The following is a 17647-nucleotide window of genomic DNA, read 5'->3' on the forward strand; positions in this document are numbered from 1 at the left end:
GGAAATATATCCAACAGTCTCAACATAAAGATTTGCAAAAATCTTTACGTGAATATTGAAAGTTAAGAGCCGAGCACCGCTAGGTGCGAAGCATACCCACTTCTTCAGAGGTGGGTGCTCTTAACTTATCTTGATTTTTGTTGTGCCAGAAACTTTGTTTCTGTGCATTTAGGGCGGAGATTCGCGAAGAAATCAGTTTTGATTTCTGTGTGCAAGAAACTTTTAGTTTCTTAGCAGACTCAGAGCGGCGATTTTCTTTATTTTCTCTATGGAAAATAAATATTATCTTCCACAATTTGTATAAATGGTTTTATATTACCTTTCATAGGGGGTATGCTTTTGAGAGATGGATCTTTTTCAACAATTAGTGTAAACAATATAAGCCAAGGGCATAATGTTTATGTAGTAATACCTTATAAGGGAAAAATTCTTTCTTTAGTTAGACCTTCAGATTATAAAATAAAAAATCTTAAAGACTTGCCAGGAGGAAAAGCTGAAAGTGATGAAAAAATACTTCAAACAGCTGAAAGAGAAGTTCTTGAAGAAACAGGAAGAAAGCTAAAATCCGCAAAATACTTAGGAAGATTCTATTCTTATAGGAATGGAAAATATCACAAAAATGTTTTACTCGAAGGAAAACTCGATGTTCCTCTGAAAGAAGATGTTCTCGAAAAAAAATTAGTTCTTAGCGATGAACATCAAAGTTGGAAACTTATTGATTTGAACAACTTATCAAGGTATAAAATGAGTCACGATTTCAAGAGAGCAATTTTTGAAAATTATCTTAATTAGTGTTTCATAAGCTTAAGTCTTATTTCTGCTTCTTTCTGTTTATCTTTTAGCGTTTCTAATTCTTTTTTAAGAAGTTCATTTTCTTTCAGAACCAAATCTAATGTTGATTGTATTCTAATCATGTCTTCTTTGACTTTTCTGAATGATTCAACAACGTTTTTTTGAAAGCTCATTTATTTTCCTCTTTTTTTATCTGATTATAAAATTCATGGGTTTTTTGTGTGTTCGTAAATTTAGCAATATCATTTATAAGCTCTGTTTGATTTTGTGGAATGTGAGTGTTTGTAGACTCCACAAGGCGTTTATATGCTGCAAACTTGTCTTTACTCATCCCTTCTCCAAATTTATTAAACAGTTCCATATCTCTTTTAGCAGATATAACCTGATATGCTTCCGTTTCCATTTGTTCAAAAGCTTTTTTTCCATAACTTGTTTTTACATGAGGAATTTTTACAATTCTTTCACTTCTTTTTTTGTCGGCCCATTTACCTAAATAATAAAGGCCATATTCCGGACCTAATTTTAATACTAATAAAGGAGCAGCAAGCCCTAAAGTCATCAAACCTAAATCTTTTAGTGTGATTGCATCTTTTGCTTCGGGCATTATTTCTTTTAGATAATCATGAATAAAAGAGGGATTTTCTAAGGTTCCATTTAATTCTTGTCCATAATCTACAAGTCCATAAATAACAGTTCCGAACATAGCTGATGTTCCTATGGCTTTACCTATATTCCTTCCTTTTTCCTCATTGATAAATTTTGGGGGCCAAGATAATAATTTTTGTTCTAGGATTTCATTTGTTACGCTATTCATAATGTCTACGGCATTTCCATATATACATACAGGCAGCCCAGTCTCATTAGTACTTACTTCTTGACTATTATAATCCAGTTTTATGCTTGTGTGGTTTTTTTTGTTTGTATACATCAAAAATAAACTCGGTGGAAGAATTAATTTTTTTTCTTCGAGTGTTTCTATTTCTTTTTCTGGTCTTGTGAATACGTTCCAAACTCCTTCCATATTTAAAAAATCACCAAAATTGGGATTCCAATTTTTGTCATAGATAAAATTAAGTTTTTCTAGCAATATTCTTTCATTTTCTTCTCTTTTCTTTTTTGTAGGGACAAAATATTTGTATCTTCCTTGCCTTATTTTTTGTGGTATGTTTTTGAATTTCATTTTTACTCCTTTTATTTCATCTTTTTGAACGTTGCTGTTCTTTTAATGTATTTGTAGAAGTTTTCTCTATTGTTTTTTCCAGCAGATTTGCTTGATTTGAACTGCTTGCATAATCTTTTCATCGACTCTCTGTTTTCTTTGCTGTTTGTTTTTTCAAAGTGTTTTAGAACTTGAGCCATTTCATGATCTTGGTTGCATGCAACAAGATTTGCATCTCTTGACATACTTTTTTTATGAGTTTTTTTCTTTGCAGCTTTCTTTTTTGTTGCTTTTTTTACAGTTTTTTTCGCAACTTTTTTCTTTGCTGTTTTTTTTACTTTCTTTTCTATCGATTCATTTTTTCTTTTTATTTGAGTTAATGTCTTTTTTAGTTCAGAATTTGCTTTTTGCATTTTTGAAAGTTCTTCTTCCATTTTTTTAACATGAGCTCTTACGTTTTTGAATGATTCTTTAACGTTTTTTTTGAATTGATCCATATTATCGCCTCTTTATGTGATAATATTCTATAATATATAAAGTTTTTGAATATTTACCATTAAAAAGTAGTCAAAATAATTATTTGCTATATGGAAAATATATTCGATAAATTTATTAACTAAAAAATAAAACACAAAATAATCATGAAGCTACCTAAACAAGCAAAAAAAGTATTCTCGGGAATAATGTATACAGTTTATCAATGGGAACAAAAACTTTACGATGGAAAAACAGCAACCTACGAAGCAATAAAAAGAAAGTCATCCGTACAAATAATACCTGTATATGAAAACAAAATAATTCTGTCTGATGAAGAGCAACCACATAGGGGGAAATTCACAGGAATGATAGGCGGACAAATTGATGCAAAGGAAACTCCCAAACAAGCAGCAAAAAGAGAACTGTTAGAAGAAACAGGAATGAAACCAACAAAATTAATATTTTGGAAAAAAACAAACTTTGGGAAACAACTAAACTGGGAAACACACTACTATGTAGCAAAAAATTGCAATAAAATACAAGAACCAAAACCAGGAAATGGAGAAAAAATAAAATTAAAATTCCTAACATTTAATGAATTATTCAAAGAAACAGAAAAACCAGGATTTAGAAACAAATCATTTAAAGAAATGTTATTTAGAATAAATCATACAAAAGGAGAAAAAGAAAAACTAAGAAAATTTCTTTTTGACTAATCTCTTCCCAAAGTATTTTATCACAAATTTTAAAAACTAACGCACTAACAAGTAAATATGGAACTAGAATTTCACGGAGCAGCACAAGAAGTAGGAAGATCATGCATCGAACTAAGACTAAAAGATGGTGATAGATTTCTATTTGACGTAGGCGTAAAATTTTCTGAAGGAGGACTGCTATTTCCAGAAAAAGTTTTAGAAATAAAAGAATTAGACGGAGTTTTCCTAAGTCACGCACACTTAGACCACTCAGGGGGATTGCCTTTATTTGAAAATAAAGATCTAAAAGGGCCAATATTTTCCACAAAACAAACGCTTGCAATATCTAGAATATTGCTAAAAGACTCGTATAAAATAGCAAGAATAAGAAATCTTCATCCAGCATACGACAGAGATGACATAAAAGAAGTATACAGAGATTCTTTATTCGTAAATTATGACACCTGGTATAAACACAGAAATATAAAATTCAAATTCCTAAATGCAGGACACATACCAGGATCTGCAATGATTCTAGTTGAAGCAGAAGGAAAAAGAATATTATATACAGGAGACATAAATACGACGGACTCATATCTTATGTGGAAAGCACACATATCAAAAGAACTAATAGACGAAGAAGTAGACGTTCTAATAACAGAATCAACGTATGGCCATAGAGAACTCCCTAATAGAGAAGAACTAAGAACAAAATTCATACAAAGCATAAAACAAACAATAAACAATGGCGGCTCTGTACTAATACCAACATTCGCCTTAGGAAGAGCACAAGAAATACTTTTAATGCTAGCAGACGAAGAATTCAAAGTACCAATATATACAGAAGGAATGTGCAACAAAATAACAAGAAAAATACTCCAAACACCAAGCAAATATGTAAGAAACAAAAAAAAATTATCAGAAATGTTCTATGAAAAAGTGCACTGGATAAGCAGCCCAAGAAAAAGAAAATCAGTTCTAAAAAAACAAGGAATTTTCATAACAACAAGCGGGATGGTACAAGGAGGGCCTGTACTGAGTTACATAAAAGAATTATGGCACGACCCAAAAAATAAAATTTGCTTAATGGGATTTCAATGCAAAAACACAAATGGCCGCCACCTATATGAAGATCACTATATATACTTAGACGGATGGAAAACAAAAATAAAATGCCAAATAGAAAAATATGATTTTTCAGGACACGCAGACTCGCAAGGCATAATGCAACTAATAAAAGAACTAAATCCAAAAAAAATATTCTTTCAACACGGAGATAAAGAAGCAATAAGTACATTAGCAGAATGGGCCAAAAAAAACACGAAAGCAAAAATATATTCTCCACAAGTTGGTTCAACACAAAAAATATAATTAATCATTACAAAATGAAAACAAAACTTTTAATACTTGCCTAAGAAATTATTTATAAATACAAAAAAGGGGTTTAAAACATGGGATTTTTTGGCTTTGGAAAGAAAAAAGAAGAAAACAAAACAACTTCTGAAAATACGCAACAACCAAAACTATCACCACTAAATACGCCTCTAAACCCACAAAAAACAACGACTGTAAATGACGAAAACGCATCATTTCAAGTACCTGACTTCTCTGAAGATGACCTTGACTTTGACTTGGATGTAAATGAATTTTTACCAGAAATGGACAAAGAGACACAAATAGACTCAAACCAAATAAAAGAACAACAAGATCTAAATAAAATACTAAATCAACCAACAGAAGAAACAAAACCAGAATCATCAAAAATAATAGAAAAAAAAGAAATACAAAAAGAAACACCAACACAAAAAACAAACAAACAAGAACAAGATGAGTTCAACCAAACAAATCCAGAAGATCAACAACTAAATACTTCAGAATACAAAAACCAGAAACAAAATAAAAATAAATTTGACAATCTAAACACATCACCAAACCTAAACACATCAAATGCTCCAAATACAACACAAAACAAGGAACTACCAAAATTCAAAACACCCAAACCAGACAAAAACAAAGAATACATAGAAAAAGAAAACTACAAAAACTTTCTAAAATCAGAAGAAGAAATAAAAGAAGAATCAAATGCGCATAAAGAAATACTTTCAAAAATAAACAAACACCAAGAACAACAAGACCAACTATACAAAGAAACAGAAAAAATAATAGAAACCATAAAATCAAAACTAATGGACTTAGACGAAAGAATATTTGAAATAAACCAACAGGTGTAAATATGGACAACAAACCAATCTACATAAAAATAGAAGAATACGAAAAAGTAGAAATAATAGTTAACGAAATAAAAAAACTCATATTCCAAGCAAAAGAAAAAATAGAAACCCTAAAACAAATAAGAAAAGAAGAAGAACAAAGCGTAACTGAATGGCAAGACAAAATAGATATGATGGAACAACAAGTATCAGAAATGCAAAAATACCTGAACTAAAATGTACTTCTCAAAAATAAAAAACCCAAAAGCAATAAGAAAACAAATACTCTTAACAGCAAGAGAATCAATACTAGCTCTATCAAATCAAAAGAAAACCGAAAACATAAAATTAAAAAAACAAGAAACAATAACAGAAATAACAGAAAAAATGAATCAGATACAAAAACAAATAGACAAATTAAACAAAATCTTGCCTAATCAAGAACTAAAAAAAGAAACTGAAACACTAAAAAGAATAAAAAAAATCCCGCAAACAACACAACAAACACCAAGAATGACCGACCTTGACAGATTAGACTACACACTAAAAAAAATAGAAGAAAAACTAGCCAAAATAGAATAATACTTTCTAAAAAAAGATAAATTAATAAACATCTAAGCAAATTTTATGTAAATGGATAATAATATAAGAAAATCAATAGAAAATTTATCAACTAATCTGATCGACATTCATTTTATAATAGTTGGAAATGGAAACAACATAAAAGCACAATATCCTTCTTTGAAATCATCAATACTAAAATTATCTGATTTAGCAGAAAGCACATCAAATATTAATGAAGAATTAGACGCTTTAATAGAAAAACACGAAAAAATATTCTTAATATTAATAGACAAAGAAAACTCTTTGAAAAAACTTTTGGACATTTTAGAAAATATATCTTCTGACAACTCAGCTAAAGACTTAATAGATGCTAAAACCCAGCTAAAACTTGTACGGGAAGAAATAAGCTTATTTTCTAAAGAATACAATAGAATAACAAAAATCTTAAAAGAAAGCTATGAAAGTATAAAAAATAAACAAGGAATAAATCCCTCAAATCACAAAAAAACAGTGGAAATACTAGAACAAGATTATAACAAATCAGCAAAAAAATTAACTCTATCTGCAGCCAACGCACACGAATATATTTCAAGATTTCTAAGAAATGCTAAAAATTAATTCTGAAATAAAAATATATAAAGGGGAACACAATAATGGTAATTATGTTTGAAAATATAACTTTTTTCGGAGTGAGCATGGGACGAATAATCCTAATACTTCTAACGGCACTAATAACTTTCATTCTTGAAAAAATCATCAGAGCAGCAATAAACAAAAGCTTAAAACAAAACCACGAAATAAAAAAAGACGACAAAACAGGACTTGCAGTATCAAAATACTTAATCTCCGTAATAATATATATGATAGGCCTAACAATAATAATAACCCTGATTCCGGGACTGCAAACATTAGCAGTAAGCATGCTAGCAGGCGCAGGAATACTGGCAGTAGTTATTGGTTTTGCAAGCCAAGCCGCATTCTCAAATATAATAAGCGGAATTTTCATAGCAATATTCAAACCATTCAGAGTAGGAGACATAGTGAAATTTCAAACATTCACAGGTACAGTAGAAGACATAACATTAAGACACACAATAGTTAGAAACTTTGAAAATAAAAGATATGTTGTCCCAAACTCAGTAATAAGCAATGAAATAATAGAAAACTTCAACATAGAAGATGAAAAAGTCTGCTCTCACATAGAAATAGGAATAAGTTACAGTTCGAACATCGACAAAGCGATGCAAATAATGAGAAAAGAGATAAACAAACACCCAAAACTCATAGACAATAGATCAGAACAAGATAAAAAGGATCAAAAAGACAAAATACCAATAAGAGTGATGCAACTTGGAGATTCTTCAGTATTATTAAGAGCGTGGGCATGGTCAGCAAATCCTGGAGACGCATTCGAGCTAAAAACAGATATGTACAAAAAAATAAAACAGGAGTTTGATAAAGCAGAAATAGAAATACCTTTCCCCCACAGAACAGTTTATTTAAGACAAGATAAGCAAAAAAGAAAAAGAAAATAAAAAAATAGATTCCAAAAATATATAAAAAATGAAAGATGTGAAAAATGCGTTTATATTCTTAATTCTTTTAATAACAATCACAATAATATTAACTTCTTGCTCTCAAAATGTAACTTATGATTTTCCTTCTGCCCCAGAAAATTGCACTAAAACCGTACTGGAAAGAAAATCTGATTTATTATCAGAAGGAGAAACTATGGAATCAAATAAACAATTCGCATTAAGAATGTATGATTGTCTTCAAGAAGAAAATCAAAAAGGATTTATAAGAATAACTTATTTTGTGTCACAATCCTTTGCTGATCAATTAACTCAAAACATGTTTCCTCCAAAAGAATTTCTTGAAAAAAATGCTTTTAGTTCTGACGAGTTCAAATATGCAAAAAAAGAATTTTTAGATTATAAAGACGTAAACTGTGATGATGGAGGAACTTTAAAGTACTATAAAATTAAAATGATTTTTGAAAAAATAAACCCGTCTCTTGACACAAATTACCCGAAATACAGCATAAATATTTCAAAAGTAAAAGCTGGAGATTACGTAATTTATGAACAACTCAAATACAAAAAAGACAAATTATACGTTGAAATAGACAAACAAACGAAAAATAAAGATTCAGGAACAATACTTAACACGCTAAACGAACTAGGATATTTCTGTCAATAAGCAAATAAATTTAAAAAACCAAACAAATTCTTATTCACATTGCTCATAAATGAGGGGGTAGCGAAGTCTGGTCAAACGTGACAGACTCAAGCAATGATTGCGCTCATTGAACGCATTGTCAAGCGCGGTACAAGACCGCACGAACAGTTTGTTTGAGTGATGAGCCAAGAGGCGATGAATAAACAAAAGCTATTCCGCTAAGAAAACTTTGCTAAAAGCAAGGAAACATTTGAGGAATCTGTTCCCTTAGTGGGTTCGGGGGTTCGAATCCCTCCCCCCTCATGAGTAAATTGAATGAGGGTGAGGCACAGAACGAAAGTGATGATGTCTCCCTCTCCATCTTCTCAAAATTAGAAATTTTTGGATGCGTAAAAAGGGTTTTTTAGTACACGGAAATTATTGATTTCCTTTGTGCAGAATGCTTATTTTCCTTGTATGGACCAAAAAAGCAGGCATAAAGTCTACTGAATTTTAAGTCTGGTAACGTGAAGAGAGGGGGAAGGCACAGAACAAAAGTGATGATTTATTCTTTAATCACCACAAAATAGTAATATTTATATATTTCATTCGGCTCTCTGTTTACATGATTGATGAATTGAATGCTCTAAGAATAATTAGAGACTTGTATGATATGATCCCCTTCAAAGATTCTGTCTATGAAATTGATAGTGCAGGGGATATTGTTAGCGGCTCAGATTTTTCATTTGAATTGACGTATAAAATAAACAATATTGACAAAATAGCTCTTCAGGATGTAATAAAAAACAATAAAGAAGTTTATTTAACTAAGGTGGATCATTGTCCTGAAGACAATGTTTCCTACGAAGGAACTTTAGGTAACATTAAGTGGGGCATAAGTCTTGAACTTTTTAATGTAGACGACAGAAAAGATAAACAAGGATCTAAGCTCGAAGTTGCTGTAGGAACTGAGTTTCCAGAAGATCAAAAAAACATGGATGATTATAAAGTTGATTTTACACCTGTTTTTAATATAGTTTCTCAATACGTAGAAAGAGTATTGAACACAAAGAAGGAGTAATTCTATTTGCTCATTTCTGTTTTTTCTTATATTCGAGTTATTAAAAAACTTTAAAAAGCATCAATTTCACTTTTTAATAATATGGATCCATTCTTAGAACTAGGAACAATAATACTACTAACACTAATAATCTCATTTATAATAAGAGCACTAAAACAACCAAGTATAATAGGCTACATAATCGCAGGAATAATTGCAGGACCATACTTCTTGAACTTAATAGAAAATACAGAAACAATACATTTACTCTCACAAATAGGAATTGCTCTTCTACTATTCATAGTAGGTATAAGTCTAAACCCAAAACACATAAAAGATACAGGAAAAATATCTATAATAACAGGTTTAGGACAAGTTCTATTTACAAGTATCGCAGGACTTATTATTTGCCTAACAATAGGCTTTAATCTAACAGAAAGCATATACATAGCTATCGCAATAACTTTTAGTAGCACCATAATAATAATGAAACTACTATCTGACAAAGGGGCATTAGAAACACTTTACGGAAGAATATCTATGGGCTTTTTAATAGTTCAAGACATAATTGCTGCACTAATACTCATGATTGTTCCAGCACTTGCCAGCCAATCAGGCAACATATTGATGAATGTAACAGAAACAATACTAAAAGGAGTCGGAATAATTGCGATAATACTATTGTTTGGATTCACATTTTTACAAAAAATAGTAGAAAAAACCGCCAAAAACCAAGAACTTCTATTATTACTATCAATCTCTTGGGTATTAATAGTTGCAAGCATATTTCACTTAGTAGAATTTTCAATAGAAATAGGAGCACTAGTAGCAGGAATGACTCTTAGTATATCCAAATACAGACACGAGATTTCTTCAAAACTAAGGAGTATGAGAGATTTTTTCCTAATACTATTTTTCATATTGTTAGGATCACAACTAATAATACAAGACGTAATAGGACACTTACCAACAATCCTAATACTTTCAGCATTCATCTTAATAGGAAACCCAATAATTGTTATGATACTAATGGGGATATCAGGATACACTAAGAAAAACGGTTTTATGGCAGGACTTACAGTTGCACAAATAAGTGAATTCTCCTTAATTTTAGTCGCATTAGGACTAAATCTAGGCCAACTAACAGAAACAATAGTATCTATAGTGACAATGGTTGGCTTAATAACAATAGCAGGCTCAACATATATGATAATGTACTCAGAAAAAATATATGGAAAAATCAAAAATTTACTAAATATCTTTGAAATAAAAGGAAAAAAGAAAGATCAATACGATACACATATCGGAAAAGAATACGCGGTATTCATGATAGGTTGTAACAGAACAGGATTTGAAATACTGCACATGCTAAAAAAACAAAAACAAAAAACCTTAGTTATGGATTACAATCCAGAAACAATAAAAAAACTAACAACCGAAGGCACAGATGTTGTGTATGGGGATGCTTCAGACATAGAAACCATAAATGAAATAGACCTTAAAAACACGAAACTTCTAATATCAACGATAACAGACTTTGACTCAAATGCCATGCTAATAAATTTAGTAAAAGAAAAAAACAAAAACATAATGATATTTATGATGGCAAATGAAGCCGAAGAAGCCTTAGAACTATATGAAAAAGGAGCAACTTACGTGATAGTGCCTCATATGGTTGGTGGATTTCATGCCTCTGCAATTCTAGAAAAACACGGGTTTGACATAAAAAAAATTTTGAAAGAAAAACTAAAACACAAAAACAGACTAGAAAAAATAAGAAAAGAAAATCAAAGTGATAAAACCATTTAACTTCTTAAAAAATAAAAACACTACACAAAAGATTAACTATATAAAATAAAAGGAAGTACAAATAACATGATAGAAATAATTCCTGTAGGGGGATACAGCGAAATAGGAAGAAACTGCACAATCGTTAAATGGAAAGACGAAGCAGTAATGCTCGATTTAGGGTTGATGATGGAAAATTATGTTCCAATACAAGAAGAAAATGAAAAAATGCCATTAGACCTCTTAATAAGGGAGCAAGCAGTTCCAGATCTTGACGCAGTACGCGAAGAATTAAAGTACATAAAAGGAATAATAATAAGCCATGCACACCTAGATCATATAGGCGCAATACCGCACTTCATAAACAAAATAAAAGCACCCATATACGGAACAAAATTCACCATCGAAATAATAAAAGCAATCCTTGATGATAAAAAAACAAAAACAGGCACTAAACTAATAACAAAAAAAACAAACAGCCAATTTAAAGTCTCTAAAAACCTCAAAATACAATTTATACACGTAACACACTCAACACCACAATCAGTTATAATTGCAGTACACACACCAGAAGGCACAGTAGTATACGCTAACGATTTTAAATTTGATGAAGACCCAGTCTTAGGAGAAAAAACCAACTTTCAAGCACTTAGTAAGCTAAAAAATGTGAAAGCACTAATAATAGATTCATTATATTCTCAAAGTCAAGGAAAAGCGACTTCAGAAGCAGAGGCAAAAAAACAACTAGAAATAGTTATGCAAGAAAACAATCACAAAAACAAAAACTTAGTAATAACAACATTTTCATCACAAATAGCAAGACTTAAAACAATAACAGAAATAACAAAAAAAATAGGTCGGACTCCAGTATTTGTTGGAAGAAGTATGAACAAATATATAACTGCAGCAAAAAAAGCAAACTTAACAGACTTGACAAAAAAAGCAGAAATAATAAAATACGGATCAGCAATAGAAAAATACTTCAAACAAAACAAAATCACAACAGACAAAGTCTTCATAGTAACAGGTCATCAGGGAGAACCAAGGTCTGTATTAAGCAGAATGAGCAAAGGAAAATTTTTCCCCTTCAATGACCAAGATACAATAATATTTTCTTGCAAAATAATACCCACAGAAGAATGCTTTCAAAATAGAGAAAAATTAGAAATCGAACTTAAAGCAAGAAATTTAGAAATAATAAAAGACATACACGCATCAGGACACGCATACCAAGAAGATCACCAGCAATTAATAAAAACAATAAAACCAGAAAACATAATACCAACTCACGGAGACTTAGAAATGTTACAAGCACAAAAACAAAACTGCAAAAAATTAGGATACAAAGACGAAAACATACACATACTTCAAAATTTCTCAAAAATATATCTTAAATAAGATGTTCCACATCATTTAATGTAGCTTTATTGCTAAGCGCGGGCTTAATATCAATTCCCGCAACAGCTTTCCTGTTTAAATAATCGCATACAAACTTATGTTCATCATAACATTTAGTACAAGAATGACATACATCATGTTGATAAGTCTTATATTCAATAAATTCCTTAATATCAGTTCTTAACATTTCTTTTTCTTCCATAATTTGACCAACAAGATGCTGAATGCCCTTATGGAAAATGTGATCCTTATCAAACCTAATTATCGGGGAAGTTTGCATAGGTCTGTGTTCATTATGAGGAATAACAAAGCTCCCCTTTCCCTGAAAACCATAATAAAAAGCATTTTTATCAAGACTTGCATACAAATTCTCTATTTTTATTCCCATATTTTTTTCAACAACAGATTTGATAGTAAAATGATAAAAAAATAATTGAGCCATATATTTATGTTCAGGATAATGAGTAACTCTGTTTGTCTTAGTATCATTAATAAATAAATCAAAAGTATTCTCTCCTTTCTTAAGGAAAAGATAAACATCAGGATGCAATGAAACAGAAAACTCTTGCATGCTATGCTTTCCAGGAAACTTAAATTTAGTTGCAAATGTCGTCTCAGAATAATTATCAGAGCTAACAGGTTCAATTCCTGCTTTCTCTAAAGTTTGATAATGAACTAAATCAGGATAAGGCTCAGTTGTCAATGCATGAATAGCAGTTCCTCTCATAGCAAAAATACTGTTAAAACTATCTGAATCTCTATATTTTAAAAAATTATCTTTAGTAAAGTCTCCTATGTAATTCAATGCCTTTTTTATCAAGGCATTTCGTGTCTCAATCGGAATAGTTCCTATAATTTTCTCTAAAGTGCAACCAACATATGCATTTCCTTCAAACAATTCATCAAAATATTGATTAGAGAACTTAGGAGATGTCGGGAGTGAAAGTTCAGAGCCTCTGAAATCAGAAATAACGCTGATGTCTCTTCCTGGAACTTCGTCTAATTCAAAGATATCTATGCCACTTGTAATATTATCTTTTAACTTATCAGGCGTTAATATCTTTTTATCCTTAAATTCAGGAAACCACCTAACATTTTCTTTATTATCTTTTCTGAAACCATCATATATGCTCTTATTATTTCCAAAAATAATTGCAAGTCTTGGTTCTTTTCTGCTCCAACCAATTCTATGAGTATAAGAAAATCTGTCAATAAGCTCAAGATGAATCTTTCCCAAATCATAATCATTAGGTTTCTTAAACAAATAATCAATAAGAGCGTGTCCATTAGGCCATTTATTTTCGGTTCCCTTTTCAAGAAGCATCCAGGGATACTTAGGAAGCGAAACGAATTCAATTAAATTATCCGGCTTTTTAATTGATATCTGTAAACTTTTTCTCTTAAACTTTTTAGTGTATTGCATATGCATATTATCAATCATGCCAAAAAGACGTCCCATTGCTCTCGGTTCACATATGCCAAGTTTTGGCATGTCAAGACCATTAAGAGGGCCATATTCTCCTCCTGTATTTTTCAAACGAGGCTTGCCATTCACAGGATTAAGCAATTTTGAAGAAGCTTTATTAACAGCTCTTTGCATAATCTCAAAACTTGAACTTGTCTTTTCCATATGAATTGGTATGCCATTAAAACCAAGTCTTGAAAAATTATCAAAACAATAATCATGCACATTATCAATAATATTTCCGAAAGTTAAAGACATAACTTCAAGACTCGCCTCAACTTCCAATTTCATACGTTCTAAAGCAAATTCAGGATTAAACTTCACAGGATCATAATTTTCTGCAAACATATCCGGAGCTAGAGAATACTTCTTTTCTAATTCTTTCTTAGATAAAAGCTCAGGTTTAAACCAAGAATTTCCAACTTTAGGAGAAACATCATCGAATTTTTCCATCGACCCATACTTAACATTTCCAGAAGCATCATCATTTATTTTTTCTATTTGAGACTTAAGAACTTCTTGCAAACCAAAACCCTTGTCTGTAAAAATAGGTTTTTGAATCCACACTTCAGGCTGAACATAAACAAGACGAAGCTTTTCAACAAATTCCCTATCAAAACCCAATGAATTCATAGATTCAATAAATATTGTGCTAAAAAGATGCAAATTACTATATGGATCAAGACCTAATTTTTCATTACTATAAGGGGTAGCAATAGAAGTTCCAGCAATAAAAATGGGATAAGTATCATAAAAAATATTTTCTTTGTCTTGATTTTTATTAGAAAAATAATAAAACTGCTCCATATGTCTTATTTGACGCCCCATTTTTTTTATTGAAGAATGTCCAAATTCATTATCTTTCAAATACAATTTATTTTCTATTTGGTCAATAACTATATTTTCAAGAGTTAGTTTAGGATATTTTTTACTTTTTAACTTCGCCTTATTTTTGCTTATTTTGCTAAGAAATGTTTGAGGACTCAATTCTTTACTGGAAGGATCAATAAACAAATGCTGAATAGCTGCAAGCGTATAAAACCTTTTAACCACAAAACTAGTATCTATTTCCCCCATTTTTAAAAGAAAAACAACACAATATATAAAAGTTATCAAGTGTTTCTATTAATAAATGGTCACAAATTTCGTTACGTATTTCGAATCAGACAAATCCCTTGAAGGAAGATTAAATTCCTTAGTAGATATAGCGGTATGGGATTATGATGAAAAAACTGAAAAATTTTCAGAAAATGACTGGTATAAAATAAAAATACCAAACAAAATATCAACTCCTTTTCTAAAAAATCAAAACAGAAAAGAACTTCTAACAGCAGTAAATAGTTTTCGAGAAAAAATAGAAGACAAATATGTTCAAGAAATTTCTAATATCCAAAAATCACTCGAAAAAAAAATGCCAAAAAAACAAAAAGATGCAAAACAAGAAAAAATGTTCTTAATAGAAAGATTTCTAGAGAACATAAACGAAGAAATAAAATTACTAGGACCCTTTGGAAATGGAAACTATGAATCATACAACGTCATAATGCCTCCGATAGAGAAAATGATGGCGAAAACGTATCTATCAAAATACTTCCAATTTTTCAACTCAACAAATTACACTTTGCAAATAATGATGGAACTAAACTTTCCATTCAACATAGTAGAATTTCATGATGGAAAAATAAAATTTACTAAAAAAAGAATGGAAATTGATACTTTGTTAAAAGCGCCAATATATTATTTAGATTACGAAGCAACAGATTACAAAAAATATTCCATGACAGAAAAATTAACAGGAATGAACAGAGATGAACTAGAAAATACTTTCATAAAATTTGCTAAAGTCTACAATTACAAGTTAGTACATAACGATTTTTCAAGTATGAATAGAAAAGACTTCATACAAGGAATAAATAGCATACTAGACTCGAAAAGAAACGAAAGGCTTACAGGAGCAGTATTTGGAAGTCTTGATACAGGAGAACAAAAACTAATAACTTCAATAAAATCAGGAAAAGATAAAATAATTATTGATAATCCTTGGAATGAAGAAAAACATGAATTTGAAATAATAACTGTAAAAGACCAATTTGAACAAACAAAATATTTAAATAAAAACTTTAAAGGATTATTCATCGCCGGATTCTACCATTTATTCTATGATTATTTAGCCGGAGAAAAATTTACAGGAATACAGAATTTTGGTATGCGAGGAAAAAAAGCAAAATTCAAAGGACAAATAATAGATTACCGGCAAACAAGAATGCTACCAGGACGAATAGATGTAGACCCTTCGTCATGCAGTCAAAAAATAATGAAGAATCCAAGCAATAAAATGGATGCAGTTGGAGAAGATGTATCAGGAATAAAAACAAAAAAGAAACACAACCACGAAGAACTTGAAATAATAACTCACAGAGCACTAAATGGAGATTTAAAAGCAGCAATCGAATTTCTTAAATATACAGCAATCGACGGATTAAAAACAGGAAAAATAGTTCGAGATTTATTACCAGAACACTTGCACTTATTTAGAATCTTTAACTCGATAGGATATAGGATAGACGCAACAGGAATAAACTCTTTAACAGAAGAATTCTGGTACATGAACCATTTTAAAAGAAACAAAGCATATCCTTTTGAATCTATAAAAAGTTTCAAAGCACCAATATTTGAAGAAGAAATAAAATACAAAGATTATAAAATACAAAATTTAACAGCAGATTATTTTAAATTTCAAAATCATAAAATAGAAACAAAAAAGGGTTTAAAAAACGCATACTTAGTAGACTTTTTTCCTTTAACAAGTTCATTTAAAAGTCTGCTTCGTAAAGATAAGGATGTTGAAAACTTCTATAAGTTTGCAAGCACATCAAAAGATGAAAAACTAAAAGCAAGGGCATACAGATGGATAGAACAATTAGCAAAATACCCTTACTTTTACAGTCAAAAACACAAGGAAGCATGGAAATTTAACAAGCACTTTGGAATACATAGAAACGAAAAGGAAATAGAAGAAATAAACACGGAATTAATGAGTTACTTTAACAAAGTACAAGCACTATTTGAAGACTGTCCTCCCATAAATTATAACGGAGAAAGCATTTTATTATCAGAAAATATTTCAGAAGAAGAATTAAAAGAGCGTATGAAACCACTTGGAATAATAAAAGGAAAAGGACCATTTATTTCAGGAACAAAAGGTAGATTTGCAGGAAACATAAATGGACAATTAATTATGCAAGGAATAGCAGATTTTAACTCAAAAAAAGGAGAAAGAAATATATTTGAAAAAGATATATATAATAAATTCTTTGAAACAATATTGTTTGAAAATAATCTTGAAGAAGCTTTGAAATATGTTTTTAACAGAATAGAACAATTTCACAAAGGAAATTTAACTAAAGAAGAATTAATCTATGAAAAAATAGCAAAAAAAGACCATACAGACTACGCAATTAGTGCAACCGCTCCATTTATAGACGCATTTATAGAACGCCAAGTAATGAAAGGAGATGAAGTTAGATATGAGTATAATTATGAAAGACTATTAAAAAAATTTTTTGGAATGGAAGAAGTTGAATTTTCAAACAAAACTCAGTCTTCATTATCAATTGAAAATACTCCCCAAAAAATATGTGATTATAATTCTTCTTGTGAATGTAAACATTACAAGTTTCATCCTGAACAAGGAACTATAAGTAGAATAATAAACTGGGTCTTTCCAGTACACGAAAACACCCTGGAAAAAAATGTAGTTGCTAGTGCTTATCTTAATGGAGAATCAAATGAGTTGGTCAAAAAAATAATTTGTTCTCACAAAAATTGATAAACATATATAATAACAAGAAAATACGACTTTTTTACTATACTGAAGAT

17 protein-coding genes and 1 tRNA gene are annotated in these 17647 nt (G+C 30.3%); 14 read left to right on the forward strand and 4 right to left on the reverse strand.

The genetic code is table 11. The features are described 5' to 3' along the window. Positions 1–339 precede the first annotated feature (339 nt). Positions 340–792, forward strand: a complete 453-nt coding sequence (locus K9L97_01040; GenBank protein ID MCF7871594.1) for an NUDIX hydrolase — start codon at positions 340–342, stop codon at positions 790–792. On the opposite strand, the gene K9L97_01045 is transcribed toward K9L97_01040, so the two are convergent. From K9L97_01045 to K9L97_01055, 3 genes are read right to left on the reverse strand one after another with little or no spacing between them, the layout of a single operon-like run. Beyond that, on the reverse strand, positions 789–965 hold the full coding sequence (locus K9L97_01045) for a hypothetical protein (GenBank protein ID MCF7871595.1): 177 nt from the start codon (positions 963–965) through the stop codon (positions 789–791). The genes K9L97_01040 and K9L97_01045 overlap by 4 nt on opposite strands. Continuing rightward, on the reverse strand, positions 962–1972 hold the full coding sequence (locus K9L97_01050; protein MCF7871596.1) for a hypothetical protein: 1011 nt from the start codon (positions 1970–1972) through the stop codon (positions 962–964). Before K9L97_01050 ends, K9L97_01045 begins: the two co-directional genes overlap by 4 nt. 11 nt (positions 1973–1983) lie before the next feature. Then, entirely contained in the window at positions 1984–2448 is a 465-nt protein-coding gene (locus K9L97_01055) for a hypothetical protein (protein MCF7871597.1), read from the reverse strand. Positions 2449–2592: 144 nt separating this feature from the next. Here K9L97_01055 and K9L97_01060 point away from each other — a divergent pair, with 144 nt between their 5' ends. From K9L97_01060 to K9L97_01115, 12 genes are all read left to right on the forward strand, one after another. Then, positions 2593–3144, forward strand: coding sequence for an NUDIX domain-containing protein (locus tag K9L97_01060; GenBank protein ID MCF7871598.1), 552 nt, complete (start codon positions 2593–2595; stop codon positions 3142–3144). Between the two features lie 57 nt (positions 3145–3201). After that, entirely contained in the window at positions 3202–4494 is a 1293-nt protein-coding gene (locus tag K9L97_01065; protein MCF7871599.1) for an MBL fold metallo-hydrolase, read from the forward strand. Between the two features lie 80 nt (positions 4495–4574). Beyond that, positions 4575–5354 carry a hypothetical protein gene (locus tag K9L97_01070; GenBank protein MCF7871600.1) on the forward strand — a complete coding sequence of 260 codons (780 nt, stop codon included), beginning with the start codon at positions 4575–4577 and terminating at the stop codon, positions 5352–5354. A 2-nt stretch (positions 5355–5356) separates the two neighbouring features. Continuing rightward, positions 5357–5569, forward strand: coding sequence for a hypothetical protein (locus K9L97_01075; protein MCF7871601.1), 213 nt, complete (start codon positions 5357–5359; stop codon positions 5567–5569). 1 nt (position 5570) lies between these two features. Beyond that, positions 5571–5915 (forward strand): hypothetical protein, encoded by a 345-nt coding sequence (locus K9L97_01080; GenBank protein MCF7871602.1) that lies wholly within the window; start codon positions 5571–5573, stop codon positions 5913–5915. A gap of 51 nt (positions 5916–5966) precedes the next feature. Next, positions 5967–6515, forward strand: coding sequence for a hypothetical protein (locus K9L97_01085; protein ID MCF7871603.1), 549 nt, complete (start codon positions 5967–5969; stop codon positions 6513–6515). 44 nt (positions 6516–6559) lie between these two features. Then, positions 6560–7432, forward strand: coding sequence for a mechanosensitive ion channel family protein (locus K9L97_01090; GenBank protein MCF7871604.1), 873 nt, complete (start codon positions 6560–6562; stop codon positions 7430–7432). A 28-nt stretch (positions 7433–7460) separates the two neighbouring features. Further along, positions 7461–8099 (forward strand): hypothetical protein, encoded by a 639-nt coding sequence (locus K9L97_01095; GenBank protein ID MCF7871605.1) that lies wholly within the window; start codon positions 7461–7463, stop codon positions 8097–8099. Positions 8100–8150: 51 nt separating this feature from the next. Then, positions 8151–8381 (forward strand) — tRNA-Leu (locus K9L97_01100). Between the two features lie 301 nt (positions 8382–8682). Then, positions 8683–9138 carry a hypothetical protein gene (locus K9L97_01105; GenBank protein ID MCF7871606.1) on the forward strand — a complete coding sequence of 152 codons (456 nt, stop codon included), beginning with the start codon at positions 8683–8685 and terminating at the stop codon, positions 9136–9138. Between the two features lie 81 nt (positions 9139–9219). Then, positions 9220–10926 (forward strand): cation:proton antiporter, encoded by a 1707-nt coding sequence (locus K9L97_01110; GenBank protein ID MCF7871607.1) that lies wholly within the window; start codon positions 9220–9222, stop codon positions 10924–10926. A gap of 66 nt (positions 10927–10992) precedes the next feature. Next, a complete protein-coding gene (locus K9L97_01115) occupies positions 10993–12303 on the forward strand; it encodes an MBL fold metallo-hydrolase (GenBank protein ID MCF7871608.1) in 1311 nt (436 codons plus the stop codon). Here K9L97_01115 and K9L97_01120 read toward each other — a convergent pair. Further along, a complete protein-coding gene (locus tag K9L97_01120; GenBank protein ID MCF7871609.1) occupies positions 12296–14845 on the reverse strand; it encodes a hypothetical protein in 2550 nt (849 codons plus the stop codon). The genes K9L97_01115 and K9L97_01120 overlap by 8 nt on opposite strands. A 55-nt stretch (positions 14846–14900) precedes the next feature. On the opposite strand from K9L97_01120, the gene K9L97_01125 reads away from it, so the two are divergent. Further along, on the forward strand, positions 14901–17597 hold the full coding sequence (locus K9L97_01125) for a hypothetical protein (GenBank protein ID MCF7871610.1): 2697 nt from the start codon (positions 14901–14903) through the stop codon (positions 17595–17597). The last annotated feature ends 50 nt before the right edge of the window (positions 17598–17647 follow it).

It is taken from the genome of Candidatus Woesearchaeota archaeon, assembly GCA_021735165.1.
Classification (GTDB): domain Archaea; phylum Nanobdellota; class Nanobdellia; order Woesearchaeales; family 21-14-0-10-32-9; genus JAIPET01.

Coding starts and splice junctions, on each gene's coding strand:
- K9L97_01055 (MCF7871597.1), bottom strand. CDS start 2,448: ATGGATCAATTCAAAAAAAACGTTAAAGAATCATTCAAAAACGTAAGA.
- K9L97_01065 (MCF7871599.1), top strand. CDS start 3,202: ATGGAACTAGAATTTCACGGAGCAGCACAAGAAGTAGGAAGATCATGC.
- K9L97_01085 (MCF7871603.1), top strand. CDS start 5,967: ATGGATAATAATATAAGAAAATCAATAGAAAATTTATCAACTAATCTG.
- K9L97_01080 (MCF7871602.1), top strand. CDS start 5,571: ATGTACTTCTCAAAAATAAAAAACCCAAAAGCAATAAGAAAACAAATA.
- K9L97_01125 (MCF7871610.1), top strand. CDS start 14,901: ATGGTCACAAATTTCGTTACGTATTTCGAATCAGACAAATCCCTTGAA.
- K9L97_01060 (MCF7871598.1), top strand. CDS start 2,593: ATGAAGCTACCTAAACAAGCAAAAAAAGTATTCTCGGGAATAATGTAT.
- K9L97_01110 (MCF7871607.1), top strand. CDS start 9,220: ATGGATCCATTCTTAGAACTAGGAACAATAATACTACTAACACTAATA.
- K9L97_01070 (MCF7871600.1), top strand. CDS start 4,575: ATGGGATTTTTTGGCTTTGGAAAGAAAAAAGAAGAAAACAAAACAACT.
- K9L97_01045 (MCF7871595.1), bottom strand. CDS start 965: ATGAGCTTTCAAAAAAACGTTGTTGAATCATTCAGAAAAGTCAAAGAA.
- K9L97_01115 (MCF7871608.1), top strand. CDS start 10,993: ATGATAGAAATAATTCCTGTAGGGGGATACAGCGAAATAGGAAGAAAC.
- K9L97_01075 (MCF7871601.1), top strand. CDS start 5,357: ATGGACAACAAACCAATCTACATAAAAATAGAAGAATACGAAAAAGTA.
- K9L97_01090 (MCF7871604.1), top strand. CDS start 6,560: ATGTTTGAAAATATAACTTTTTTCGGAGTGAGCATGGGACGAATAATC.
- K9L97_01120 (MCF7871609.1), bottom strand. CDS start 14,845: ATGGGGGAAATAGATACTAGTTTTGTGGTTAAAAGGTTTTATACGCTT.
- K9L97_01050 (MCF7871596.1), bottom strand. CDS start 1,972: ATGAAATTCAAAAACATACCACAAAAAATAAGGCAAGGAAGATACAAA.
- K9L97_01095 (MCF7871605.1), top strand. CDS start 7,461: ATGAAAGATGTGAAAAATGCGTTTATATTCTTAATTCTTTTAATAACA.
- K9L97_01105 (MCF7871606.1), top strand. CDS start 8,683: ATGATTGATGAATTGAATGCTCTAAGAATAATTAGAGACTTGTATGAT.